Source organism: Gordonia sp. N1V, from assembly GCF_029269935.1.
In the GTDB taxonomy this organism is placed as follows: domain Bacteria; phylum Actinomycetota; class Actinomycetes; order Mycobacteriales; family Mycobacteriaceae; genus Gordonia; species Gordonia polyisoprenivorans.
Map to the genome: position 1 here is coordinate 1 of NZ_JARJDD010000015.1, position 24,966 is coordinate 24,966.

At 67.9% G+C, this 24,966-nt stretch carries 24 protein-coding genes; 9 read left to right on the plus strand and 15 right to left on the minus strand.

The genetic code is table 11. From position 1 onward, the window contains the following. Nucleotides 1-81 precede the first annotated feature (81 nt). The 3 genes from P3L18_RS18485 to P3L18_RS18495 are packed head-to-tail and all read right to left on the minus strand — an operon-like array spanning nucleotide 82 to nucleotide 2,916. Nucleotides 82-1,116 (minus strand): class I SAM-dependent methyltransferase, encoded by a 1,035-nt coding sequence (locus P3L18_RS18485; RefSeq protein ID WP_276114881.1) that lies wholly within the window; start codon nucleotides 1,114-1,116, stop codon nucleotides 82-84. Nucleotides 1,117-1,139: 23 nt separating this feature from the next. Continuing rightward, entirely contained in the window at nucleotides 1,140-1,928 is a 789-nt protein-coding gene (locus tag P3L18_RS18490; protein ID WP_006367581.1) for an enoyl-CoA hydratase-related protein, read from the minus strand. Beyond that, complete coding sequence (locus tag P3L18_RS18495; protein ID WP_276114882.1) at nucleotides 1,921-2,916, minus strand: NAD-dependent epimerase/dehydratase family protein; 996 nt, start codon at nucleotides 2,914-2,916, stop codon at nucleotides 1,921-1,923. Before P3L18_RS18495 ends, P3L18_RS18490 begins: the two co-directional genes overlap by 8 nt. 143 nt (nucleotides 2,917-3,059) lie before the next feature. On the opposite strand from P3L18_RS18495, the gene P3L18_RS18500 reads away from it, so the two are divergent. Beyond that, nucleotides 3,060-3,647, plus strand: coding sequence for a TetR/AcrR family transcriptional regulator (locus P3L18_RS18500; protein ID WP_079930309.1), 588 nt, complete (start codon nucleotides 3,060-3,062; stop codon nucleotides 3,645-3,647). A 23-nt stretch (nucleotides 3,648-3,670) separates the two neighbouring features. Then, nucleotides 3,671-4,660, plus strand: a complete 990-nt coding sequence (ligD, locus tag P3L18_RS18505) for a non-homologous end-joining DNA ligase (RefSeq protein ID WP_006367584.1) — start codon at nucleotides 3,671-3,673, stop codon at nucleotides 4,658-4,660. 44 nt (nucleotides 4,661-4,704) lie between these two features. On the opposite strand, the gene P3L18_RS18510 is transcribed toward ligD, so the two are convergent. Then, complete coding sequence (locus tag P3L18_RS18510) at nucleotides 4,705-5,346, minus strand: TetR/AcrR family transcriptional regulator C-terminal domain-containing protein (RefSeq protein ID WP_020170746.1); 642 nt, start codon at nucleotides 5,344-5,346, stop codon at nucleotides 4,705-4,707. Between the two features lie 78 nt (nucleotides 5,347-5,424). Between P3L18_RS18510 and P3L18_RS18515 the strand changes: the two genes are divergently transcribed. Continuing rightward, nucleotides 5,425-6,381: a zinc-binding alcohol dehydrogenase family protein gene (locus P3L18_RS18515; protein WP_276114883.1), complete on the plus strand. Its 957-nt coding sequence runs from the start codon at nucleotides 5,425-5,427 to the stop codon at nucleotides 6,379-6,381. Here P3L18_RS18515 and P3L18_RS18520 read toward each other — a convergent pair. Both P3L18_RS18520 and P3L18_RS18525 read right to left on the minus strand, forming a co-directional pair. After that, on the minus strand, nucleotides 6,371-7,213 hold the full coding sequence (locus P3L18_RS18520; protein WP_079930311.1) for an NUDIX hydrolase: 843 nt from the start codon (nucleotides 7,211-7,213) through the stop codon (nucleotides 6,371-6,373). The genes P3L18_RS18515 and P3L18_RS18520 overlap by 11 nt on opposite strands. A gap of 118 nt (nucleotides 7,214-7,331) precedes the next feature. Further along, nucleotides 7,332-8,198 (minus strand): ABC transporter ATP-binding protein, encoded by an 867-nt coding sequence (locus P3L18_RS18525; protein WP_006367588.1) that lies wholly within the window; start codon nucleotides 8,196-8,198, stop codon nucleotides 7,332-7,334. Nucleotides 8,199-8,376: 178 nt separating this feature from the next. On the opposite strand from P3L18_RS18525, the gene P3L18_RS18530 reads away from it, so the two are divergent. After that, a complete protein-coding gene (locus tag P3L18_RS18530; protein ID WP_276114884.1) occupies nucleotides 8,377-9,366 on the plus strand; it encodes an LLM class flavin-dependent oxidoreductase in 990 nt (329 codons plus the stop codon). A gap of 6 nt (nucleotides 9,367-9,372) precedes the next feature. Here the strand turns inward: P3L18_RS18530 and P3L18_RS18535 are convergent, their stop codons facing one another. The 4 genes from P3L18_RS18535 to ctaD form a co-directional block, all read right to left on the minus strand. Then, entirely contained in the window at nucleotides 9,373-9,849 is a 477-nt protein-coding gene (locus tag P3L18_RS18535) for a cupin domain-containing protein (RefSeq protein WP_079930313.1), read from the minus strand. Continuing rightward, on the minus strand, nucleotides 9,846-10,607 hold the full coding sequence (locus tag P3L18_RS18540; protein ID WP_020170741.1) for a peptidyl-tRNA hydrolase: 762 nt from the start codon (nucleotides 10,605-10,607) through the stop codon (nucleotides 9,846-9,848). The genes P3L18_RS18535 and P3L18_RS18540 overlap by 4 nt, the downstream gene beginning before the upstream one ends. Next, nucleotides 10,604-11,821, minus strand: a complete 1,218-nt coding sequence (gene serB / locus P3L18_RS18545; RefSeq protein WP_026920001.1) for a phosphoserine phosphatase SerB — start codon at nucleotides 11,819-11,821, stop codon at nucleotides 10,604-10,606. Before serB ends, P3L18_RS18540 begins: the two co-directional genes overlap by 4 nt. 83 nt (nucleotides 11,822-11,904) lie before the next feature. After that, entirely contained in the window at nucleotides 11,905-13,674 is a 1,770-nt protein-coding gene (ctaD, locus tag P3L18_RS18550) for a cytochrome c oxidase subunit I (protein WP_079930316.1), read from the minus strand. Nucleotides 13,675-14,024: 350 nt separating this feature from the next. Here ctaD and P3L18_RS18555 point away from each other — a divergent pair, with 350 nt between their 5' ends. From P3L18_RS18555 to P3L18_RS18565, 3 genes are all read left to right on the plus strand, one after another. Then, nucleotides 14,025-14,990 carry an ABC transporter substrate-binding protein gene (locus P3L18_RS18555; protein WP_253194007.1) on the plus strand — a complete coding sequence of 322 codons (966 nt, stop codon included), beginning with the start codon at nucleotides 14,025-14,027 and terminating at the stop codon, nucleotides 14,988-14,990. Next, on the plus strand, nucleotides 14,977-15,765 hold the full coding sequence (locus P3L18_RS18560) for an isocitrate lyase/phosphoenolpyruvate mutase family protein (protein ID WP_276114885.1): 789 nt from the start codon (nucleotides 14,977-14,979) through the stop codon (nucleotides 15,763-15,765). The genes P3L18_RS18555 and P3L18_RS18560 overlap by 14 nt, the downstream gene beginning before the upstream one ends. Before the next feature lie 108 nt (nucleotides 15,766-15,873). Then, the gene (locus tag P3L18_RS18565) at nucleotides 15,874-16,365 is read left to right on the plus strand and encodes a carbonic anhydrase (RefSeq protein WP_276114886.1); all 492 of its coding nucleotides are present in this window, start codon (nucleotides 15,874-15,876) and stop codon (nucleotides 16,363-16,365) included. 33 nt (nucleotides 16,366-16,398) lie between these two features. Here P3L18_RS18565 and P3L18_RS18570 read toward each other — a convergent pair whose 3' ends face one another. Next, nucleotides 16,399-17,796 (minus strand): DUF2252 domain-containing protein, encoded by a 1,398-nt coding sequence (locus P3L18_RS18570; protein WP_276114887.1) that lies wholly within the window; start codon nucleotides 17,794-17,796, stop codon nucleotides 16,399-16,401. Between the two features lie 78 nt (nucleotides 17,797-17,874). Here P3L18_RS18570 and P3L18_RS18575 point away from each other — a divergent pair, with 78 nt between their 5' ends. Together P3L18_RS18575 and P3L18_RS18580 are read left to right on the plus strand one after the other, a co-directional pair. Next, complete coding sequence (locus tag P3L18_RS18575) at nucleotides 17,875-20,844, plus strand: DEAD/DEAH box helicase (protein ID WP_276114888.1); 2,970 nt, start codon at nucleotides 17,875-17,877, stop codon at nucleotides 20,842-20,844. Nucleotides 20,845-20,869: 25 nt separating this feature from the next. Further along, nucleotides 20,870-21,673, plus strand: a complete 804-nt coding sequence (locus P3L18_RS18580) for a hypothetical protein (protein WP_079930321.1) — start codon at nucleotides 20,870-20,872, stop codon at nucleotides 21,671-21,673. Between the two features lie 8 nt (nucleotides 21,674-21,681). Here P3L18_RS18580 and P3L18_RS18585 read toward each other — a convergent pair whose 3' ends face one another. From P3L18_RS18585 to P3L18_RS18600, 4 genes are all read right to left on the minus strand, one after another. Beyond that, nucleotides 21,682-22,197, minus strand: a complete 516-nt coding sequence (locus P3L18_RS18585; RefSeq protein ID WP_276114889.1) for a TrmH family RNA methyltransferase — start codon at nucleotides 22,195-22,197, stop codon at nucleotides 21,682-21,684. Then, the gene (locus tag P3L18_RS18590; protein WP_276114890.1) at nucleotides 22,197-22,976 is read right to left on the minus strand and encodes a hypothetical protein; all 780 of its coding nucleotides are present in this window, start codon (nucleotides 22,974-22,976) and stop codon (nucleotides 22,197-22,199) included. The genes P3L18_RS18585 and P3L18_RS18590 overlap by 1 nt, the downstream gene beginning before the upstream one ends. Nucleotides 22,977-23,170: 194 nt before the next feature. After that, the gene (gene nrdF, locus P3L18_RS18595) at nucleotides 23,171-24,145 is read right to left on the minus strand and encodes a class 1b ribonucleoside-diphosphate reductase subunit beta (protein WP_276114891.1); all 975 of its coding nucleotides are present in this window, start codon (nucleotides 24,143-24,145) and stop codon (nucleotides 23,171-23,173) included. Nucleotides 24,146-24,162: 17 nt separating this feature from the next. Beyond that, nucleotides 24,163-24,933, minus strand: coding sequence for an NUMOD3 domain-containing DNA-binding protein (locus tag P3L18_RS18600; RefSeq protein ID WP_276114892.1), 771 nt, complete (start codon nucleotides 24,931-24,933; stop codon nucleotides 24,163-24,165). Nucleotides 24,934-24,966: the final 33 nt, after the last annotated feature.

The following is a 24,966-nucleotide window of genomic DNA, read 5'->3' on the forward strand; positions in this document are numbered from 1 at the left end:
CGCGCTCACCACGCCTCCTGGCCGCAACCGACACAGTCACCGATCTACACAACCGGCCCGCTTAACTGAACGGTATTGGGGCTAACTGGGCTTGTACCCACTCACCACGACGTTGTAGAAGAACTTCGGCGGCACGACCTTGCGCAGGACGTTCTCGTCGAGCCACGTCAGGCGCTTCCACGAGCCGAACGCGAAACCGGCCCAGCCCCAACCGAGTTTGCCCGGCGGCACCGCGGCCTCGAACGTACGGACCGGCCAGCCGAGCATCGCCGCGGCGAACTCCTCGGTCGCGGTCTGCACCGACGACGCTCCCGCCGACCGGGCGATACCCGCCAACTCGTCGGGATCGAAGGTGTGGATGTCGACGACAGCCTCGAGCGCGGCGGCGCGCGAGGACTCATCGAGCTCCTCCTGCGGACGGCGCCACGACTGCAGCGGACCGAGCTTGGTGAGGTTCGTCGTCAGGTACCAGGTGGCCCGGCTCATCCACCGGGCGTAGAAGTCACCGATCGTCGACGGCTCACCGGCGAAGACGAACCGCCCGCCCGGCTTGAGCACCCGCAACACCTCGCGCAACGCCTGCTCGACGTCCGGAATGTGGTGCAGCACAGCGTGTCCGACGACGAGGTCGAAGGTGTTGTCGTCGTAGGGGATCTTCTCGGCATCGGCGACCCGGCCGTCGACCTCGAGTCCGAGGTTCTCGGCGTTGCGCAGCGCCACCTTCACCATGCCCGGCGACAGGTCGGTCACCGACCCCTTCTCGGCCACCCCGGACTGCATGAGGTTCAGCAGGAAAAAGCCGGTGCCGCAACCGAGTTCCATCGCCCGCCCATAGGGCAGCCCGCTCGCTGCGCTCCCGGCGGCAGCAACACTTGCCGCCGGCACCGCGTCGAACCGGCCGCGCGCATAGTCGATGCAGCGTTCGTCGAAGCTGATCGACCACTTCTCGTCGTAGGTCTCGGCCTCCCAGTCGTGATAGAGCACCTGCGCGAGCTTGGTGTCGGTCAGCGCCGCCGCGACCTCCTCGGCGCTGGCGTGCGGGTTGGGCGCCGGATCGACCGGCGACCCGGCGCCAGTCTCGTTGTCCGTCTCCGGCTCGTTCTCGGTGGTCGTCATGTGTCCCTCTCCCTCTGCGCGGCTCACTTACCCGTGAACCGGGCCTTCCCCGGGCCGTTCTCCACGAACGACTCCATTCCGATCTTGCGGTCCTCGGTGGCGAAGAGCGCCGCGAACAGTTGTTCCTCGATCTTCAGCCCGGTCGCCAGGTCCACTCCCAGCCCCTGGTCGACGGCCTTCTTCCCGGCGGCCAGCGCCACCGATGCCGCGTTGGCGAACTGGCCGGCCCACGCCAGGGCCGCGTTGTAGACCTCATCGGGTGCCACGACCTCGTCGACGAGCCCGATCCGCAGCGCCTCGTCGGCGCCGACGAACCGGCCGGTGAAGATCATGTCCTTGGCCTTCGCCGGTCCGACGAGACGGGCCAAACGCTGCGTACCGCCACCACCGGGGATGACACCCAGCAGGACCTCGGGGACGCCGAGCTTCGCGTTGTCGCCGGCGATACGTCGGTCCGCGCCGAGCGCGACCTCCAAACCGCCGCCGAGCGCATAACCGGTGATCGCGGCGACCGTGGGCTTGGGGATCTCCGAGATCGACCCCAACGCGCTCTGCAGGCGACCGGCGACCTTGGCCATCTCCGGATAGGTCATGTCGTTCATCTCTTTGATGTCGGCGCCCGCAGCGAGCACCTTGGGACCGCCGTAGACGACGACGGCCTTGATGTCGTCACGGTCGGTGGCCTGTGCGGCCGCGGCGGCCAGCTCGGACTGGACCTGTCGGTTCAGCGCATTCATCGGTGGCCGGTTGAGCAGGATGGTGCCCACACCGGGATGGTCGTCGGAGGTCTCCAGAGTCACGAACTCAGCCATGGTCGAAGGCTACCGTCTGACGATCAGGCCGTTCGAGCCGTCCCTGCGCCGCGGCGGCGTCGGTGAGATCGGCCATCGTCACCGCACCACGCGCCGCACCGCCGGCGACGAGTTCGGCGGCGAACGCGGTGAGTACACCGGTCGCCCACGACTGCCGGCGCCCACGAGCGGCCCGGCTGCGCCCGGTACGACGATTCTGCGCAACCACCAGCCATTCGTCCGAGCCCACGTGCGGAACGCGGTCGAGGAGAATCCCGAGGGCGGGGACCCGACCGGCGAGTGCGAGCGCGCCGGTCGCACTCCGGCTGCTCAGTGCGAGGTGACTACGCACTCGGACTCCCCGGTCCGCGAGCAGGACATGGTCGGGGAAATCGGCCCGCAGGTAGCGCCGGCGCCGACCGCTGGGCTCCGTGATCCGACGGGACTGCCGAAGATTGACGATCCGGCATCCCTCGGGCGGGTGATGAACCGGGGTACCGAGCAGCCCGGCGGTCCACTCGACAGCCGCCGCACCGTGGTGTTCCCCGGTACCCAACACGACTCCGAGGTCGACGTCATCGCCCGGCTCCGTGTCGAGCTCGGCGATCAGCAGGGTGCTCAGTCCGGGCACGAGACCCGCACCGGTCACGACCGTACCCACCGACGCCTCCGACATGGTGGTCCCGCCGACGTCCTCGCACAACGCCCGGCGCAGCGCGGCCAGATACGCCGAGGTCGCCGAGATCTCGACGACGGCCGGAGCACCGCAACGCGCCAGCGCCGGCGTCTCCACCCCGGACGCATTGATCACCACGTCGTGCACCGCCGACAGGTGCGCCAACGTCCGGAGCCCCTCCGGCGCAGTCAAATCGAGTCGAGTCAGATCGAGCCCGATCAGATCCTTTCCGGCGTCGCGCCCGGCCCGCGTCACCACATGCCCGCGCGAACGCAGCTCCTCGACCACCACTCGACCGACCGCACCGCGGGCACCCATCACCAACGCTCGCATCGCACTCTCCTCAGACCGGCCCTCATCGGACCGACGCTCATCACCCGACCGAACAATGTCCAAACATCCGTTTGGAGATTGCAGCGTAACCCGACAACGCTCAGTTTCCAACCAATCGTTTGGACTGTCGGTATGGTTCGTTCGTGGCCTGGGACACCGAGACGACGCGACGCCGACTACTCGACGCCGGCACCCGGCAGTTCGCCGCATACGGCTTCGCCGGGGCACGCCTCGACGCAATCGGTCGCGACGCCGGGGTGAACAAGGAGCGGGTCTACCGCTACTTCGGCGACAAGCGCGGCCTGTTCACCGCGGTGCTGACCCGGGAATTGGCAAGCCTTCTCGAGGGGGTCGATCCCGCTGGCGCCGGCCCCGAGGCGATCGGCCGTTTCGCGGGAGCACTGTTCGACCGGTGCGCCGAGCGCCCGCACCTGCCCCGGCTCTTGGCCTACGAGAGCCTCGAACTCGGCTCCGCGGTCGGCATCGACGCTCGAAACCCGATGTGCGCGAAGAACATCGCCGGATTCCGAGCGGTAGTGCCCGGCCTGGACCGCACCGGGGCCGAACAACTGCTCTTCAGCGTCATCTCGCTGGTCGTCGGCTGGTGGACGCTGAGCGCCCTGGTGCAGACACTGCCGGTGCGGCCCGACGACGCCGCGAGCAGACGCGCCGCTGTCGTCGCCCACGCCACCGCGATGGCAGACTGCACATCAGGGCGCGACGTCGGCTGACGCATGGCCCGAGAGGAGCGGCGATGGCCCCGTCGGCAGCGAGCGATGCAGGGGAACCGGTGATGCTCACCGTCGGCGAACGGACCATCCGACTGTCGAGCCCCGACCGCATCTATTTCTCCGAGCGCGGCGAGACCAAACTCGATCTCGCGCACTACTACCTCTCCGTCGGCGACGGCATCGTGCGCGCGCTGCTGGAGCGCCCGTGCATGCTGCACCGCTTTCCCAAAGGCGTGGATGGAAAGAAGGTGCACCAGAAGCGGATTCCGGCCGGAGCTCCCGACTGGGTGGAGACGACCGAGCTGTGGTTCCCCCGGTTCGGACGCACCGCCGACGAATTGTGCGTCACCGAACTGGGCAGCGTGATCTGGGCGGTGCAGATGTCGACGGTCGAGTTCCACCCGTGGAACTCCCGTCGTGCCGACCCCGAATCGCCCGACGAGTGGCGAATCGACCTCGACCCGATGCCCGACTGCGACTTCGCACGAATCCGCCGGGTCGCCGGCGTCGTCCACGAGGTCCTCGACGAACTCGGCATCCGCGGGTTCCCGAAGACCTCCGGCGGGCGCGGGCTGCACATCTACGTCCGGATCGTCCCGGAATGGGGGTTCCCCCAGGTTCGCCGTGCGGCACTGGCATTCGCGAAAGAGGTCGAGCGTCGCTGTCCCGCGGACGTGACGACCACCTGGTGGCGCAAGGACCGTGACCCGTCGGCGGTGTTCGTCGATTACAACCAGAATGCCCGCGACCACACGATGGCCGCGGCGTACTCGGTGCGCGGCAACCCGCGGGCGACCGTGTCGGCGCCGGTGACCTGGGCCGAGATCGCCGACGTCGAGCCCGACGATTTCACCATCGCCACGATGCCTGCACGATTCGCCGAACTCGGTGACCTGCACGCCGAGATCGACGACGTCGCCCATCGCCTCGATCACCTCCTCGAGTGGGCCGATCGCGACGACGCCGCGGGCGGCACGACCGACGACACCGACATCGTCGACCTCGACGGGTAGAACTCCGCAAAGGGTGACACCACAGAGAGGACACCACAGACCGCTCAGAGTCCCACGCGCACACCGATTCCGGCGATGAGCGCTTCCAGCGCCCAGTCGAAGGTGTCAACCGGCAGTGTCGCCATCTCCTCGCTGAGCGCATATTGCAGGGGCTGCTCGTCGGGGTCGAGGCGGGCGCGTCGGGCCTCGGCGGTGATGCGATTCTCCCCCGGCACCGGATGCCGGTGCTGCTCTTCGATCACATACCCGGTGACCAACGCGTTGAGCGCGACCAGTGCTCGCTGCGCATCCAGCGGTGTCATGCCTGCGGCGGCCAGCACCCGGACCGGTTCTTCGAGTCGGCGCAGGGCATCGTCGTCGAGCAGCGTGGTTCCCGAGACCAACTTGGCCCCGTCACGGTAGGACAGCAGCGTCGTACGGATGCGATGTCCACTGGTCCGCAACAATTCTCGCCAGTCGGCGGCGGCCTCGTCGGGGATCGGCTCGTCGAGCAGTCGCCGCAGGATGCGCGTGGCCATCTCGTCGGTCAGCTCGGTCATGTCGCGGACGTGGTAGTAGAGCGCACCGGCGCGCACGCCCAATCGGCCGGCCAGCGCCCGTGCCGTGATCCCGTCGAGGCCGGTCTCCGCGAGCTGCTCGAAGGCGGCGTCGACGATCGCATCCCGGCTCAGCGGCGTCCGTGCCACAGATCCCCCTTGACTCTTGAACAATGTTCAATCATCCTAACAGAGGTAAGTTTTGAACAATGTTCAAAGGAGTAATTCATGAAAGCAGCTCTCGTCACCGACCTCACCCGCCCACCTGTGTATGCCGACCTCGACACTCCCGTCGCCACCGACGGATACGTCGAGGTGCAGATGCTCGCCGCCGGGGTGCATCAGATCGTGCGCTCCATCGCAGGCGGAGCGCACTACTCCTCGGGAGACGAACTCCCCTTCGTCGTCGGCGTCGACGGGGTGGCCATACTCGGCGGGCATCGCGTCTACACCGGCGGATGTCCCGACCCATACGGCACCATCGCCGAACGCACAGTGGTGCCCGCGGGATTCGCGGTGCCGATCCCCGATGCGCTATCGAGCGAGACCGCCGCCGCCGTGGTCAACCCCGCAATGTCGTCATGGATGCCGCTGGTGAAATCCGGTGTCCCTCAAGGAGGCACCGTCGCAGTTCTCGGAGCGACCGGCACCGCCGGTACTCTCGCCGTCCGGATCGCCCTGCACCTGGGCGCCGGTCGCGTCGTCGCGGTCGGCCGCAACGCCGCGGTGCTGGCCCGTCTCGCCGAAGACTCGCGGGTGCAGACGGTGTCGCTACTCGACGACGATCCCCGAGGGCGACTGGCGGCGGCGTTTGCCGAGGGGATCGACGTGATCCTCGATTACCTCTGGGGTCCGGTCGCCGAGATGACGCTGGAAGCCCTACGGGCGCACAGCCTCACCGGACGCCACTCCAGCGTGGACTACGTCCAGATCGGCGCACTGGCCGGCCGGTCGATCACCCTCGACGCCGCCATCCTGCGCGCGCGTCCGATCTCGATCTGGGGCTCGGGTGGTGGATCGATCGACCCGCGTCTGTTATTCGCCGAACTCCCCGCCCTGCTCGATCTCGCCGCCGCCGGTGGGCTCCCGATCGATGTCCGCACCGCGGCGCTCGCCGACGTCGAGCAGGCGTGGAACTCCCCCGAGCCCGGCCGGCTGGTCGTGACGATCGGGACTAGAGGGTGATGTCGGGTGGCAGCTGATCGCCGAGACCGGCGAAATAGTCGTCGGAACGGGTGAAAGCCAAGCCCGACAAGCCCTTTCCAGCGCTCACCACCGGTTCTATCGGCTCGATGGCGCGCTCGGCGTCGAGGAGATCGGCCACGGTCGCGTATCGGGCCACCTCCGTCAACTGCGCCCACGTCGGGGGCAGCAGGAAATGCTTGCCCGCCGACCACGCGTCGATCGCGTCCTGCGCACTCGCCCACCGGGTGACGTCGGCCTCGGTGGTCGAACCGTCCGGTTCCTGGCCGGGCGGGACGGCCGCCAGAAAGAAACGGGTGTCGTAGCGGCGCTTCTCGTTGACCGGGGTGATCCAGTGCGCCAGCGGCCGCAGCAGGTCGGCGCGCAACGTGAGGCCGTGGGCGCGGAGGAAACCGGCGAACGACAGGGATTTGTCGACGAGGGCGGCGCGGTCGTCACGCAACGTCGCGGGGTCGGGGAACTCCTCGCCCGACGAGGCGAGCAGCACGCCGCATTCCTCGAAGGTCTCGCGTACCGCGGCGCAGACCAGAGCCTGCGCGAGTTCGGTTGTGGTGGAGAACTGTTCGGCCCACCACTGCGGCGCGGGTCCGGTCCAGGCGAGGTCGGCGTCGCTGTCGCGGGGGTCGACCCCGCCGCCCGGGAACACCGTCATACCACCGGCGAACGCCATCTGCTTGACGCGGCGCTGCAGGAACACCTCGATCCCGCCACCGCTGTTGTCGCCACCGTCGCTGTTCTTGCCGCCATCGCGCACGAGCACCACGGTCGCCGCGTCACGTAACGGCGCGGCCTGCGGTGCCGACGTCCCTGCCATCGAAGACCTCCAACCCGTCCCGGCCGAGATGTGTGCCGGGACACCCGTCGACACTATCGCCGGGCCGCGGCACAACCGCATCCAGGGGCGGCCGATCCCGATCGACCGCAGCGACTCGTCAGCCGGCGGAACGTCGGTGTCCGCCGGCGCGGCGGGACCGGCGGGCGAAGAACCGGCCGTCGACCTTCGACAAGGTGATCTGCTGGCGGAACGCGGTCGACAGGTTCTTGCTCGTCAACACCTTGTTCAGCAGTCCCTGCTCCACCACGGCCCCCTCCGACAGGAGCATGGCGTGGGTGAATCCGGCGGGGATCTCCTCGACGTGGTGGGTGATGAGCACGATCGCCGGCGAGTCGGGGTCGGCGGCCAGCGCGGAGAGCCGTTCGACGAGCTCTTCACGCCCGCCGAGGTCGAGTCCGGCAGCCGGTTCGTCGAGCAACAGCAGTTCGGGGTCGGTCATCAACGCCCGGGCGATGAGGACCCTCTTGCGTTCACCCTCCGACAGGGTGCCGAAGGCCCGATCGGCGAGGTGTTCGGCACCCATCGACTCCAGCGATTCGAGCGCCTGTGCCCGATCGACGTCGTCGTAGGTCTCCCGCCACCGGCCGATGACCGAATAGCCGGCGGAGATGACGACGTCGCTGACCACCTCGTCGTCGGGGATGCGGTCGGCCAGCGCCGCACTGGCCACGCCGATCCGCGTGGACAGTTCGCGGACCTCGACCTTGCCGAGTTGCTCGGCCAGCACGAAGGCGATACCGGAACTCGGGTGCAGTTCGGCGGCGGCCATGCGCAGCAGGGTGGTCTTGCCGGCGCCGTTGGGACCGAGGACGACCCAGCGCTCGTCGAGTTCGACCTGCCAGGTGACCGGACCGACCAGGGACGTTCCGCCGCGAACGACCGCGACGTCACGGAAATCGATCAACAGGTCGGGGTCGGAGGTGGGCTCGTCGGGCACGGGATCGCTGGCGGTCACGGACTCCATCGTGCCCTACTCACCGCGCCCGTGGGCACCATCATCGCGATGCGTGTCCGCCTGGCGCCGGGGTCCGCCGAGGACCTGCCGTGCCGGGCGCGGCGTCACCGGCCGATGTGTGCGCGAGACGACCAAAGTCGGGATCGGGCAAGGGAATAGCCGTCCGCCCGACGACCTTGATCAAGGTATGAGTGTGCCTCTTTCGATCCTCGACCTCGCCCAGGTGGGCACCGGAGAAACCGTGGGCCAATCGTTGGCCGCCTCGACCGACATGGCCATCCGCGCCGAGAAGTGGGGTTACGAACGGATCTGGTACGCCGAACACCACAACATGTCGTCGATCGCATCGTCGGCGCCTGCGGTGCTGATCTCCCATATCGCGGCCCGCACCTCCACGATCCGGCTCGGCTCCGGCGGGGTGATGCTGCCCAATCACGCGCCGTTGACGATCGCCGAGCAGTTCGGCACCCTCGGCGAGCTCTACCCCGGTCGCATCGATCTCGGGCTGGGCCGCGCCCCCGGTGGTGACCAGAACACGTTCGCGGCCCTGCGCCGCGACATGGCCGCCGCCGATCGCTTCCCGAACGACGTTCTCGAACTGCAGGGCTATCTCACCGGGCACTCGCGCGTGCCCGGGATGAGTGCGACGCCGGGCAACGGTACCGACGTGCCGCTCTACATCCTCGGTTCGTCGCTCTTCGGTGCGCAGCTCGCCGCGGCGCTCGGCCTGCCCTATGGTTTCGCCTCGCATTTCGCGCCCGGCGCCCTCACCCAGGCGGTGCAGATCTATCGGGAGCAGTTCCGGCCGTCGGAGCAGCTCGCCGAGCCGTATGTGATCGCCGGGGCCTGCGTCATCGCCGACGAGGATCCGCAGCGCGCCCGCGACCAGCTCCACCAGGCCAAGCGGCATCGGGTGACCGCGCTCTTCGGCCGGGGCGGACGAAAGTTCACCGACGAGGAAGCCGATGCAATCCTGTCGATGCCGCAGGGACGTCAGATCGACGAGATGCTCACGTATTCCGGCGTCGGCACCCCGGACGAGGTGCGGGAGTATCTCGACTGGTTCGCCGGACATGCCGACGCCGACGAGGTGATCGTCGCGTCGATCGCCCCCGACCGGCAGGTGTGGCTGCAGACGCTGGAGCACCTGGCGCCGGCGCGGGTCCCGGCGAGCTGAGCGCCGTCAGGCCAGCCGGAAGTCGGCGAAGTCGAATCCGGGTACGACGACGCAACTGACCAGCGCCGCTTCGTTTCCCACGGCACGCGCCCGCTGCCAGTGCCCCGGCGGCACGAGTACCTGCGGTCGGTGGCCGGCACCGATGTCGGGTCCGACCACGATCGTCTCGGTGTGCTCGATGCCGGTGGGCCCGACGCCGAGGGGCACAGCACCGTCACCGCCGAGATCGAGTTCCACCGGCGCACCGCGGTGAAACAGCCACATCTCCGCGCCGCGCACGGTGTGCCAGGCCGATTCTTCACCGGGTAACAGCACGAAATAGATCGCGGTGCCCGCGGCGCGGTCACCGTCGTATCCGGGCAGCGACGCGGCGGGCAGCGTCAGCTCACTACGCCACGTCTCGGCGTACCAGCCGCCCTCCGGGTGAGGCGCCAGATTCAGCGGTAGCGCCCACTCCGGTAATGCCGCTTGATCTTTCGTCATTCGATTACCTCCGCGATCACGGTCACTGACCCCGGTGCGATCTCGGTGAAGCCCGCATCCCGAACGGCCACCGCCTCACCGGCACGTTCTGCGGCGAGCAGCCGTGTCCAGGTGGAGTCGTCGGCGGCGCACACCATCAGCGGACACCCGGCCTCGCGCCAGTCGCGGGCGGTGGCCTCATCGAGGAGCTTCACCGCGAGCATGGCGCCGTGACCCACCTGGGCCGCCGACTTGCCGACCGTCATCTCCAGTCGTGGGTCCAGCCACAGACACACCCCGCGGCCGCCGGGCGCCGGTGGCAGTTCACCATCGACCTCGGTGCCACCGATCTGCAACCGGGAGATCCGCTTGTCGACGTCGCCGACCCGGCCGGGCACCAGGGCGCGGGCCTGCGCGCCGCCTTCGGTGGCGGTGAGGCCCCAGACCTCTTGCGCGGCAACCCACTGCGCACCGCGGGCGCGTCGCGCGATCTTGCGGATACGCGCGTCACACCAGGCGTCCATCGGCGCCGACCACGGACCGTCGCCACCGGATCGGTCGTCGAGGCACAGCAGCGCCACCGCACGGGCGGCGGCCACCAGCAGCTCGGTGCGGTCGGGGGGATCGGCCTTCTCGATGCGCAGCACCATCTGCATGGCGAGCACGTCGGCGGGATCCGGCGGGTCGTCGTGACCGCCGACATAAGCCGTCAGCCGACGGTGATCGTCCTCGAACGGGTCGGGTACGACAGAGCCCGGGTCGGTCGATGTGTCGGTCATTCCAGCGGAACCCGGCGCAGCACCCCGTCGGCGGCGTCGGCGGCCTCGATCTCGTCGCGGGTGACGCCGAGAATGAACAGCACCGCGTCGAGGAACGGGTGGCTGAGCGCGGCGTCGGCGACCTCACGGAGTGCGGGCTTGGCGTTGAACGCGATACCGAGACCGGCCACCGACAGCATGTCGATGTCGTTGGCGCCGTCGCCCACGGCGATGGTCTGTTCCATCGGCACCCCGACCTGATCGGCGAACGACCGCAGCGCCCTGGCCTTGCCCGGCCGGTCGACGATCTCCCCGACGACCCGGCCGGTGAGGGTTCCGTCGACGACCTCGAGGGTGTTGGCCCGCACGAAATCGAGTTCCAGCTCATGGGCGAGACCGTCGATGACCTGCCGGAACCCGCCGGACACCACACCGCAGTGATAGCCCAGGCGGTGCAGCGTGCGAATCGTGGTGCGCGCTCCCGGCGTCAGCTCCAGCGACGAGGCGACGTCGTCGAGAACGCTCGCGTCGAGACCGGCGAGCGCGGCGACCCGTTGATGCAGGGACTGCGCGAAATCCAGTTCACCGCGCATCGCCGCCTCGGTCACCGCCGCGACCTCGGCCTCCCGACCGGCATGGGCGGCGAGCATCTCGATGACTTCGCCCTGGATGAGCGTCGAGTCCACATCGAAGACGATGAGTCGCTTGGCGCGTCGCGCGAGCCCCCCGCGTTCGACCGCGATGTCGATGCCGTAGCGGGTGGCCACCCGCGCAAGGCCCTTGCGCAGTGCGGCGTCGGCCGCGACGTCGTCGCGTCCACCGACGCTGACCATCAATTCCAGTCCGGTGAGCGGATAGTCGGCCACCCCGCGGATCGAGTCGATGTTGCCGCCCTGCCCGGCGAGTTCGGCTGCCACCGCGGAGAACGCGCGCGCGGTCACCGGGCTGCCGAGCAGCACCACGGCGTGTGTCGAGGGCTGATGGCCACCGGACTGTCCACCGACCTCGACGTGGACATCCATCCCGACCGAGCTCATCGCCTGCTCGACGACGTCCTGCACCTGCTCGGGGTCGGTGTCGCACGCGACGAGCACCCCGAGTGTCAGGCGATCATGGATGACGACCTGCTCGACGTCGAGCAGGGAAACCTGTTGTCCGGCAAGCGCACCCATGAGCACCGAGGTGACACCGGGCTTGTCGGGGCCGGTGACGGTGATCAGGAGGGTCGCCTTCACGACCGCACCCGGAGCGGTGTGAACCGATCCGGGTGCGGAAGTGGTGTGTGAATCCGGGGAGTCGCCCACCGCGCTGCGCCGCGTCAGTCGGCGGAGGACTCGTGGTCGCCGACGGTGAGCGGGTCGCGCCGGGCATGCTCGGCGCTTTCGCTGTCATGCCCGTGACCCGGGCCGACGTGCGCCTCGGCACGCATCCGGTCGATCATGTGCGGATAGTGCAGCTCGAACGCCGGACGCTCCGAACGGATGCGGGGCAGCTCGGTGAAGTTGTGTCGCGGCGGCGGGCAGCTCGTCGCCCATTCGAGGGAGTTACCGAAGCCCCACGGATCGTCGACGGTCACGACCTCGCCGTAGCGGTAGCTCTTGAAGACGTTCCACAGGAACGGCAGCGTCGACAGTCCGAGGATGAACGCGCCGGCCGTGGAGATCTCGTTGAGGGTGGTGAAGCCGTCCGAGGGCAGGTAGTCGGCGTAGCGACGCGGCATGCCCTCGTTACCCAGCCAGTGCTGCACCAGGAAGGTGGTGTGGAAGCCGATGAAGGTCAGCCAGAAGTGCCACTTGCCCAGGCGCTCGTCGAGCATGCGTCCGGTCATCTTGGGGAACCAGAAGTAGATGCCGGCGTAGGTCGCGAACACGATGGTGCCGAAGAGCACGTAGTGGAAGTGCGCGACGACGAAGTAACTGTCGGAGAGGTGGAAGTCCAGCGGCGGGCTGGCGAGCAGCACACCGGTCAGACCACCGAAGAGGAAGGTCACGATGAAGCCGACGGAGAAGAGCATCGGCGTCTCGAACGTCATGTGGCCCTTCCACATGGTGCCTATCCAGTTGAAGAACTTCACACCGGTCGGTACCGCGATCAGGAAGGTCATGAAGGAGAAGAACGGCAGCAGGACCGCGCCGGTGACGTACATGTGGTGAGCCCACACCGCCACCGACAGCGCGGCGATGGCCAGCGTCGCGTACACCAGACCCGAGTAGCCGAACAGCGGCTTGCGGGAGAAGACCGGGAAGATCTCCGACACGATGCCGAAGAACGGCAGCGCGATGACGTACACCTCGGGGTGACCGAAGAACCAGAACAGGTGCTGCCAGAGGATCACACCACCGTTGGCCGGGTCGTAGAGATGGGCGCCGAACTGACGGTCGACCTCGAGGCCGAGCAGGGCCGCGGTCAGCAGCGGGAAGATCAGCAGGATCAGGATGGTGGTGACCAGGATGTTCCAGGTGAAGATCGGCATCCGGAACATCGTCATACCGGGGGCGCGCAGACACACGACGGTGGTCACCATGTTGACGCCACCGAGGATGGTGCCCAGACCGGAGACGCCGAGGCCCATGATCCACAGGTCGGCGCCGACGCCGGGCGAGTGGATCGCGTCGGTGAGCGGTGTGTAGGCGGTCCAGCCGAAGTCGGCCGCACCGCCCGGGGTGATGAAGCCACCGATGGCGACGGTCGAACCGAACACGAACAGCCAGAAGCCGAAGGCGTTGAGCCGCGGGAAGGCGACGTCGGGGGCACCGATCTGCAGCGGCAGCACGAAGTTGGCGAACCCGATGACGATCGGAGTCGCATACATCAGCAGCATCACCGTGCCGTGCATGGTGAACAGCTGGTTGAACTGCTCGGTCGACAGGAACTGCATACCCGGATGCGCCAACTCCGCACGCATCAGCAGGGCCATCAGACCGCCGATGAGGAAGAACGCGAAACAGGCGACGATGTACATCATGCCGATCAACTTGTGATCGGTCGTGGTGATCAGCTTGTAGATGAACGAACCCTTGGGCTGATGGCGCTCCGGGTACGGACGTACTGGTGCCACTTGCGTGGTGGGCTGGTCTACCGCGGTCACAGATCCTCCTCTTGCCCGACCGGTCGGGATGCGATTTCCGCCGGTCGGCACATGAACAAACCGAGCGCTGGTTACCGATCCTAAACCCTTGCACCCACCCCGGCCGAGTGGGTCCTACGATCCGTCGTACTTGATTTTTCGGGAGCATCATCGGCGCAGGTCAGCTGCGACGCCGGAGCCGACGCGCCGGGCTCGTGGGACCGCCCCGCGACGCCCCGCGGTCCCCCGGCGGCAAGGTCGGGTGGGTGCCGATCGGGCCCTGCTAGGTTGGGCGGGTGCAGGGTGGCGGTGAGGACCGGGTCGTACGCGGATCCGGAGACGGTGTTCGGAGTCGGTCGAGCAGGCGTGGCGTGGTCGCCTCGGCGCTGCTGGTGTGCGTCGCAACCGTGGTGCTCGGTGCCTGCTCCGACGATCAGCCGCTGCTGACCACCCCCGACGGCAAGACCATCTCCACCTCGACCACGCGTATCGCCGAGGTCAACGTCGTCTCCGCGGACCGCGACTACTCGCGCACCTGCCTGGCGCCGACCACCGCGTCCGACCCGCGCACCGACCCCGCGCGCATCGTCGTGACCGACCCGGCGCTGCTCGATGATCTCTGCGCCCTCGGCATCGGCACCAAGGTGACCGCCGTGACCGCTGCCCCCGGCACGATCCCCGCCTACCTCGGACCACAACTGACGTCCGTTCCGGCGATCGGGACCACCCCCGATCCATCGGCGGTGCGCACCGCCGCCCCCGACATCGTGCTCACCACCCCGGCGACGGCCGGATCGGCGCAGGCCTTCGCCGGTACCAAGACCGCGGCCATCCCCGACGGCACCTGGCAGGAACGCTTCCAGGCGGTGGCCGACGCCCTCGGCCGCTCCGCCGACGGCACCCGCCTGCTGCAGGAGTTCACCGACGAGGCCTCCAAGACCGGCAAGCGGATGGACGCCGCCCACAACCAGGTGTCGCTCGTCCGGTTCACCAAGGACTCCGAGATCATCGCCGGCACGGGCACCTTCGCCGGCCAGATCCTGACGATGATCGGCGTGCAGCGCCCCGCCCCGCAGCGCGGCACCGACAGCTTCACCGTCACCGACAAGAACTTCACCGACGCCGACGCCGACCTCATCTACGTGTCGTTCGACGGCGACGGCGGCCTCGATCACGGCAAACATGTCCTGCTCAGTGATCGCTGGCTGGACATGGGCGCGCCCACGTGGAAGCGCGTCCTCTCGGTCAACGACGAGATCTGGTACAGCGGAACAGGTCTGGCTGCGGCGTGGCTCGTACTCAACGACGTGAAGGATTCCTTGAATGGCAATTCCTGACGGGACCGGTTCGGCGAGCACAACCCCGGACCCGGCGGCCCTCGCCCGCACACTGCTCGATTTGCACGTGCCCGGCAGCCCGGTCGTGCTGCCCACCGTCTGGGATGCGTGGTCGGCGACCCTGGCCGCCGACGCCGGGTTCGCGGCGCTGACCGTCGGCTCCCATCCGGTTGCCGACTCGATCGGTCGCGCCGACCACGAGGGCATGACCTTCGACGAACTGCTGACCCGCGTACGCCAGATCACCGCAGCGGTGGACCTTCCTGTGTCTGTGGACGTGGAGTCGGGGTACGGCCGGTCTCCGGCCGCACTGATCGACGGACTACTCGACGCCGGAGCGGTGGGTCTGAACATCGAGGACACCGTGCACGCCGACGGTGGACGTTTGCGCGCCGCCGGAGAGCACGCCGAACTCGTGGGCGCGTTGCGCACCGCCTCCGACTCCGCCGGTGTCCCGGTCGTCATCAACGCACGGACCGATTTGTTCCTGCGTGCCGACGGCGCCGAGACCGACCGCGTGGCCCGCGCGATCGAACGTCTGACGCTCTGTGCGCAGGCCGGGGCGAGCAGCCTCTACCCCGTCGGCCGACACACCGACGCGGTGCAGCGCGAGCTCACCTCGTCGTTGCCGTTGCCGGTCAACGCGATCGCCGTGCCCGCCGAGGATTCGCTCACGCACCTGGCCGAGCTCGGCGTCGGACGGATCAGCTTCGGTCCGTTCTGGCAGGCCGATCTGGCCGCACGATCGAAGGACCTGCTGGCCCGCTGGCAGTGAGCGCCCAAAGCGGACCGGGCGCGAAATACATGCGCCGACGCCGATGTGTTCGGCCCGTCGTGATCGCAACCCTCGCGCCCCGGGCGTGCCGGCGCGCACCGTGGACACATGACTGTCACCGACGAGTACCTCGCCAACAACGCCGAGTACGCGAAGACCTTCTCCGGTCCCCTACCCCTGCCGCCGAGCCGCCACGTCGCGATCGTCGCCTGCATGGACGCCCGCCTCGACGTCTACCGGGCGCTGGGCATCAACGAGGGTGAGGCGCATGTCATCCGCAACGCCGGTGGCGTCGTCACCGACGACGAGATCCGGTCGTTGGCCATCAGCCAGCGACTGCTGGGCACCACCGAGATCATCCTGATCCACCACACGGACTGCGGCATGCTCACGTTCACCGACGACGACTTCAAGCGCGACATCCAGAACGAGATCGGTCAGAAGCCGGCGTGGGCGGCCGAGTCCTTCCCCGACGTCGAGGAGGATGTGCGGCAATCGTTGACGCGCATCCGCAACAGCCCGTTCGTCACCAAGACCAGTTCACTGCGCGGATTCGTCTTCGACGTGGCCACCGGCACACTCAACGAGGTCACCAACTGACGACTCCGGCATCGTCGCCGAACCCCGCAGTACTCAGGGCCAGCCCGGCGCCGACGGGATCGACCCGTCGGCGACCGCGGCGGCCAATTGTGCGTGATCGCGCTCGGTCTGGTCGGCGTAGGCGTGCGCGAACCGCACCACCGATTCCTCGACCTTGTCGGAGGTGCCGAGGTAGTCGGCGATGGCGCGGGCGTCTCCGCTACGGGCATGGGCCCGCGCGAGTACGTGGCCGCATGCGGCCGCGAACTGCGACAGCGCGCGCGACACGGTCGGGCCGTCCGGGATGACCTTGCCATCGCGGAACTGTCGGACGTAGAACTCCCACTCCCCGATCGTTGTCCACCCCAGGAACATGTCCGAGGCGCTCTGGATCAGGCGCTGGCCGTTGACGACCCGCTGACCGTGGTGGCCGTAGGCGCTCGGCGCGACCACCTTCTCGTACACCGACGGGGCGGCCTGTTTGATCTGGAAGAACAGCGGGTCGCCGGTCTCGTGCTCCTCGGCGAGGTTCAGGAACACCCGCATCCCGACGCTGCCCACCCCGACGACCTGCTGCACGGCGTCGACGAGGTCGAAGCGGCGCAGCAGTGCCGCCACGTTCTCCGGCACCGACGCGTAGTACGCGACGATCACGTCGTTGAGGACGTCGGTGTAGTCGGCCAACGCGTGCACCCGATAGGGCGGCTCCTCCTTGATCATCCGGCGCCCGTCGACGAGGTGGGTGAGTTTCTTCGAGGCTCCCCGGCTGGTCCTCTTCTGCGCGCGCTTCTCGATCACGCTGTCCAGCCGTGCCCCGTTGGCCGGGGTGGCGATGTAGCCGGTGAGTTCGTCGACCGAGAACTTCTCGGCCCACACATCGAGGATCGGCCACCCCGAGTAGGTGCGCATCCACGTGCGGTAGCCGCGGAATCCGGCGCGAACCGCCTCGGTGGCGGCCGCGTCGGCGACCTTGTTGTCCCGCGCCAGCACCACCAGGCTCGCCAGGAAGCGCAGCACATCCCATTCGAACGGGCCGGGCAGGGTCTCGTCGAAGTCGCGCAGATCGAAGGCCAGCGTTCGCTCCGGGGTGTTCCACAGCCCGAAGTTCAGGACGTGCGCGTCGCCGCAGAGCTGGACGGTGATGCCGGTGTTCGGCCGGGAACCGAGGTCGGCGGCCATCACCGCGGCGGCGCCGCGGTAGTAGGTCCACGGTGACGCCGCCATCCGGCCGTGGCGGATGGGGACGAGCCGCTGATCGCGCGTCTCGTTCTGCGCGAGGATGGTCTGCAGCGCATCGTGCCCGCGCGCCGACGGGTCCCAGTCTCCGAGGGCTCGGCGAGGCACGATCTTGCGTGCGGCCTTGCCCACCGAGTGTTCCTGACCGGAATAGACGGTGGGGCCGGAGGCGAGCGCCTCACCGTGGGTCTTCGGGGCGTCGTGGGTGCTGGTCATCCCTGAAGTCTCTCGCAGGTCGGCACCGCCGGCAGCCGTTTCGCGGTCGTGTCGGGGCCGCGAACTACCCTGAAGGCCATGGCATCGACCCTCGCGACGCGTTCCGGCGAGCCGTCGGCTCCGGGCGGGTCGGTGGCCGGGTTGCATGCGCTGTGGCGCCCGGGTGTGGGGTTGGCGGTCTGGGAGGACCCCACCCGCACGGGTGAGCTCCCCGATCCTCTGCGATCACTGTTGGCGGGCAAGCGTTTCCGCCGCCAGATCGACATCATCGACGACGCCGGCCGCCGCGACTTCGTCGCCACGATGACCCTGGGCACGGCTTCTGCCGTCTCGTTCCTCGATGCCACCCGATCCCTACCCGTCGCCGGCGACATCGCCTGGTATCGGCATCTCGTCGACGGGGTCCGGCGCTTCGTCGGGGCCGGCGCGGTCGCCCCCACCCTGGCCGACATCGCCGGCGAGACGGTGTTCCGCTGGGCGCCGTTGCCGACCTCGGCGTGGCGTGCCTGGAGTGCGGTGATCACCGGCGGCGCGCCGGGCGCACTCGCCGACAACGGCGGCGCCGCCGCCCTGATGGACTTCGCGGCCGAGGTGGTCGATCACGAATGCCGTTGCCGGATCGATGCTTCCGCGTCACGACTGGGCGCGGCCAATCCCACCACGCCGCTGATCGCCGCGCTCGTGGGCGACGGCGCGGTACCGCCGGCCGCCACCCGCCCGGCGGCGACGTCGGCGTGGACGGGCTGGGGCACGAGCGCCGCAGCCGACGAGGCCAGCCTGATCTTCCGGCTGCACGAACCCGACGACCCGGACTCGCCGATCGACGACCTCGGCCCCGACGACGACATCGACCGTGTGCGCACCGACCCCGACCGGTTGCGATGGCGCCTTGCGGTGTGCCGACGCTCGATCGACGGTCATGTGGCGCCGGTGTTGCCGGGTCGGCTCGATGCCACCGACCTCGACGAGGTGACCACCGAACTGGCCGCCGCGGTCCGGGCGTTTCCCGAACTACACCAAGCGGATCCGGATCGGACGAGTCTGGACTACCTGCTGCCCACCGAACTCGCCGAACGCCTGTTCACCACCGGCGCCGCCGCGCTGGCCGACGCCGGGTTCCCGGTCTTGTTGCCGCGCACCATCGCCGAGGTCCGGCCGAGTCTGACCATGCGGGCACGTCCGGTGGTGGGCGGTGGTGCGCCGGCACGCATGGTCGGGTTGCGGGAGATCCGGGAGTTCGAGTGGCGCCTGGCACTCGGCGATGGGCCGGATGCGATCACCCTCGGCGAAGCCGATCTGGACGAGTTGTCCAGGCAGAAGGGCGATCTCGTCCGCATCCGCGGTGTGTGGGTGCGCGCCGAGGGCGCCCGGCTGAGCCGGGCGGCCGCCTATGTGAAATCCCAGCGCGCGCTGGCCGGATCGGGCGCCGCACCCGACATGGGCGAGTTGCTCGGGTTGGTCGCCGGCGACACCGACTCCCTGCCGGTACCGGTGAGCGCAGTGCGCGGACTGGACTGGCTCGACGAGATCGCCGAGACCGGAGCCCTGCGCCCACAACCGATCCCGCCACCCGAACTGTTGGCGGCCTCGCTGCGCCCGTATCAGCAGCGCGGCCTGGAGTGGTTGGCGCATCTGGCACGGCGCGGGATCGGTGGTGTCCTCGCCGACGACATGGGGCTGGGCAAGACGGTGCAGGTGATCGCGCTGCTCGCCCACGAAGCGCATACGGCAGACACCGCCACCCGCTCGCCGACGCTGATCGTGTGCCCGATGTCGGTGGTGGGCAACTGGTCTGCCGAACTGGCGCGGTTCGCGCCGAGCATGCCGGTGGCGGTCCATCACGGTCCCGATCGCGCGAAGGGCGCCGCGTTCGCGGCGGTCCACGGCAGCGCCGAGGTGGTGCTGACGACCTTCGCGATCGCCACCCGTGACCGCGAGTTGCTGGCGACGCACCCCTGGCGGCATCTCGTCGTCGATGAGGCCCAGCATGTCAAGAACGTGAGAACCGCAGCGGCCAAAGCACTCCGGTCGATTCCTGCCGATCACCGGATCGCCCTGACCGGCACCCCCGTCGAGAATCGGCTGGAGGATCTGCGCGCGGTGATCGACCTGGTCAATCCCGGTCTGCTGGGGTCGGCGTCGACCTTCCGTAATCGCTTCGCCGAGCCGATCGAACGCGACCGTGATCCCGACGCGCTCGCCCGCCTGGCCGCGTTGACCCGCCCGTTCATCCTTCGGCGCGAGAAGACCGACCCGTCGATCATCACCGACCTTCCGGAGAAGACCGAGATCACCGTGCGCGCCAATCTCACCGTCGAGCAGGCCGCGCTGTACCGCGCGGTCATCGACGATCTGATGGCGGCCCTGCGGGACAAACAGCAGCGCGCGTTGCGCCGGCGAACGGTGTTGGCGGCGTTGACGCGCCTCAAGCAGATCTGCAATCATCCCGCGCACTATCTGGCCGACGGCACACCGCTGGTCCGGCGGGGCGTCCACCGGTCGGGGAAACTCGAACTGCTCGACGACATCGCGACGACGCTGGTCGCCGAGGGCGATCAGGCCTTGGTGTTCACCCAGTTCGCCGCGTTCGGCGAATTGCTCTCGGCGTGGCTCACCGAGTTGCTAGGCACCGAGATCCCGCTGCTGCACGGTGGCCTGGCACGCGGTGATCGCGACCGGCTCGTCGACCGATTCCAGCACGGCGACACCGGGATTCGTCCGCCGATCCTGATCGCCACCCTCAAGGCCGGCGGCACCGGCCTGAACCTGACGGCCGCCAATCACGTGGTGCACGTGGATCGTTGGTGGAATCCGGCCGTCGAGGACCAGGCGACCGATCGTGCGTATCGGATCGGGCAGCGGCAACGCGTGCACGTGCGACGCTTCGTGTGCGTCGGCACGCTCGAGGAACGCGTCGACGACCTCATCGCGAAGAAGCGGGAGCTGTCACGGCTGACGGTGTCGGCGGGCGAGGCCTGGATGGGCGACCTCGGCAACGACGAACTCTTCGAACTGTTCCGGTTGCGCGAGGACGCGGTGAGCGAATGAGCGGCGCCCAGATGAGTGCACACCGATGAGTGCACGTCGCGGTACGGTCCCGGTGCGCGGGTATGCGCTGACTCCGTGGTCGCGTGCGTTGGTCGATGTGACCGAAGGCCGATTCGCCGGCGACGGCACCGATGCGGCAGTAGACAGCCGCAAGATCACCAAGGCGCGCAGGTACTTCCGCGATCGGCACGTGCATCGGTTGACGATCGGCGCGGGTCGGGTCACCTCGTCGGTCGAGGGCAGTCAGCTCGAGCCGTTCGAGGTGACGATCGAGATCCGCACCGTCGACACCGCGACGGTGGCGACGCTGCTGCGCGCCGCCGACGGTGTGACCGAGGTGATGTCGCTCGCGCGTGGTGAGCAGCCGCGTACCGTTGGTGAACTGGTGCTGCCCACCGAGAGCGCCGACATCGTCGGGGTGTGCACGTGCCCCGACGACTCCGGACGCTGCATCCACGTCCTGTCGACGATGTACGAGGTGGCCGTCGAGATCGACCGGAGCCCCACCACCCTGCTGTCGGTGATGGGGACGTCGCTGCCGGAGTTGCTCGACGCGATCGAGGAACTCGCGCCCGCCCGAGACTCCTCCCCGCAGGGTGACGGAGATCGGACCGGCGACGAGAATGATTCCGCGCCACCGCGAATCGATTTCTACGGCACCGGCGCGACCGCTCCCCCACTCCCATCGCCGCCGCGGATGAATCCGCTGACCGACCTCGACGGCACCGCTCTGCGCACGGCATTGCGGGCCTCCGGCGTCGCCCCCGGCGACATCGCCGAGGCCGTCGACGAGTTGGGCGATCTCTACGACCGGATCGTCGAACCCTGAGGGCGGTCTCACACCAATCCCGCGAGCTTGTAGGCGACGAGCGACCCGGACACCGCGACGTTCAAGCTCGCCCCGCGTCCCACCATCGGTATCTCGACGACGTCGTCGAGCACGTCGAGGACGGACTCGGGGATGCCCGTGCGTTCGTGCCCGAGCACCACCACGGTACGTCGCCGTGCGATCGGTAGGTCGGCCAGACGCGTTGCGCCCTCGGCCAATTCGACGCCGACGAGGTGAGCGCCGGCAGCGCGCTCACGCTCGAGCCACCGGACCGGGTTGCCGGTGCGATGAATACATGAGCGGCCCGGAACGGTGTTGCCCCGTCGCAAGGCCGGACCCACCCAGTCGTGCGGTGGCACCGCCATACAGGCGCCCACTGCATCACAGGTACGCAGCAGGGTGCCCAGGTTGGCTCCGTGCTGGGCCCACAGCGGCGCCAGAATGAGGTGGCCCCAACAGGAACGGGGGCGAGCTCGTCGGGAACGTCGGAGTTCGTCCGCCCTGCGGACGCGAACGCCGGCCATCAACTCAGGTGAGGCGCAGCGCCCCTTTCGGTGATCGACATGGCGACCATGCTAGCCGACCGCGGGCGCCGAGTACGACCATATTCGTGACGATCACGAGCTTCGGGGTCCGCGCGGAGCTCTTTCCCATTCTGCCGTTGGTCGTGTACAGGTCGATCACCGCGATGACACCGGTGACCCGCTGTCCACGGCACGAACTTGTCGTCGGCGCCGACTCCGTTTCGGTCGAAGTACATCTTCTCCTTACCGCGCCGCGTGGTCACGGCGACCCGTCCGGTCGCAGCAAACTGCCGGGCAAGCTCCTGCTGTGCGGTGGGGTCGACGACGTAATCGCTGACGTTGAGCGTGGTCCAGAATTCGACGTGCGGCGCCAAAGCCCTTACTGCACTGCGGAACTCGTCGAAGTTCTCCGAGTTGAACTGATGCAGCGTCGTTCCGTACTGCAGGGGTCGCCCGTTCTTGTTCGCCGCGCGCGAGGTGACGACAAGCGACGTCTCCCGTCGCCGTGCCGCGTGCGTCTGATGCGGATCGATCTTTCCGTAGCTGGTTCCGCCGCTGACGAAATCCAGGGCACGGATCTGCTCCCACGGCAGCTGAAAGGCCGGCGCCCAGATCCCGTCCGGCCCTGCGGTGACCTGAGATCTGCCGATCACCGATCGTGCTCCCCACAGGGTCAGCAGAACCAGACCGCTCCAACCCACACCAAAGATGCCGAAGAAGATCACGCCGGCCGCAGCATGCGCGGCCGCACAGATCGCGACGGCCACGAATGCCGCCACGCCGATCCCCCCACATACCCAAAACGCGGTCCAGCTCTTCGGTGCGGCGCCCACGACGCTCACCGACGCAGGTGCGACCGAGCCTTGCGGTCATCGATCTTGCGGTAGTCGATCTTGTCGTCACTCATGACAATCCCCCCGGATCATTCGCCTTCGTCGCCCCCGCTGCACCCGGTCGGGCGCGTGCTCCTACCTCAGAAGTCCCAGTCCTCGTCCTCGGTGTTGACCGCCTTGCCGATGACGTACGAGCTACCGGAGCCGGAGAAGAAGTCATGGTTCTCGTCGGCGTTGGGTGAAAGCGCCGACAGGATCGCCGGGTTCACGTCGGTCTCGTCCTTCGGGAACATCGCCTCGTAGCCGAGGTTCATCAACGCCTTGTTCGCGTTGTAGCGCAAGAACTTCTTGACGTCCTCGGTCAGGCCGACCTCGTCGTAGAGCGCCTCGGTGTAATCGGACTCGTTGTCATAGAGCTCGAAGAGCAACTCGAAGGTGTAGTCCTTGAGTTCCTGACGACGCTCGGCGGTCTGCACCTCCAGACCCCGCTGGTACTTGTAGCCGATGTAGTAGCCGTGCACCGCCTCGTCGCGGATGATCAAGCGGATGAGGTCGGCGGTGTTGGTGAGCTTGGCGCGCGAGGACCAGTACATCGGCAGGTAGAAGCCGGAGTAGAAGAGGAATGACTCGAGCAGGGTCGAGGCCACCTTGCGCTTGAGCGGGTCCTCGCCACGGTAGTAATCCATGACGATCTGGGCCTTGCGCTGCAGGTGCTCGTTCTCCTCCGACCAGCGGAACGCCTCGTCGATCTCCTTGGTCGAGCACAGCGTGGAGAAGATCGAGCTGTAGCTCTTGGCGTGCACCGACTCCATGAACGCGATGTTGGTGAGCACCGCCTCCTCGTGCGGGGTGGACGCATCCGGGATGAGCGAGACCGCGCCGACGGTGCCCTGGATGGTGTCGAGGAGCGTCAAACCGGTGAACACCCGCATCGTCAGCTGCTTCTCGTACTCGGTGAGCGTGTTCCACGACGGGATGTCGTTGGACACCGGCACCTTCTCCGGCAACCAGAAGTTGCCGGTGAGGCGATCCCACACCTCGGCGTCCTTCTCGTCGGGGACGCGGTTCCAGTTGATCGCAGAGACGCGGCTCACCAGCTTCAGCTTTTCAGACATAATGACTGTCGCTCTCTTTATCCATTGGGGTTTCTCCCTGCGTCTTCAACGCAGTACTGGCATGTGTCTTTGAATACACGCTTGTTGGTGTGATAGCGAGTGTGTGCACTTCGCTTACTGGAGGGCATCGGTCGCCCTTTTCGCACAGCTGACATCTTCGCTCGAGTCTCAGCGCTTCCTTTGCGACCGAAGTTCGGGTTCCCGTCGCCTCGCCGTTGCTCCGAGAGGCGCCGTTTCGATTCTTCTGTCATCGAATGGCCAAAGCTTGGGTGCTCTGCACCGAACTTGCCGAAGTTCGGATTCAGCGCGCCTTGATTGGTCCCGCGTCGATCTGCGGACCACTTCGCCCGTTGTTCGGCCGAGTGACTTCGGCGAAAGAACGGATTCTCAACGGCAAAGCGACTGACCCCCTTTCGTCCGGTTGAGCGGATACGGGCAGCTTCACGCATCTCCTGAGTCCACTCGATACCCATGGGACCGAGGCCGCCATCGGACAAGTTGAGCAATGGCTGACCGTCACGCCGAAGGTAGGCAATCCACTCGACCTCGGCTTCACCAAGTTCCGCCAGACCGTCGACCCAATCCAGGACATCGGCGCATACATCGTCTCGACGCTGCTTACGGAGCCAGCCGTAAAACGGAGTCTTCCTGCCCGACGTCGCGACCTTCAGGTGCTGCCGCAACCGCAACTCCGCCGACTTGGTCGTCAAACCGACGTACCTGTAGTCGTAAGACCGCCGCAAACGAATCGCGTAAATAACACCACCTATTGCCAGCTGATCGGACATGTCATCTGAGCCCTGATCGCGTCGAATGAGGCA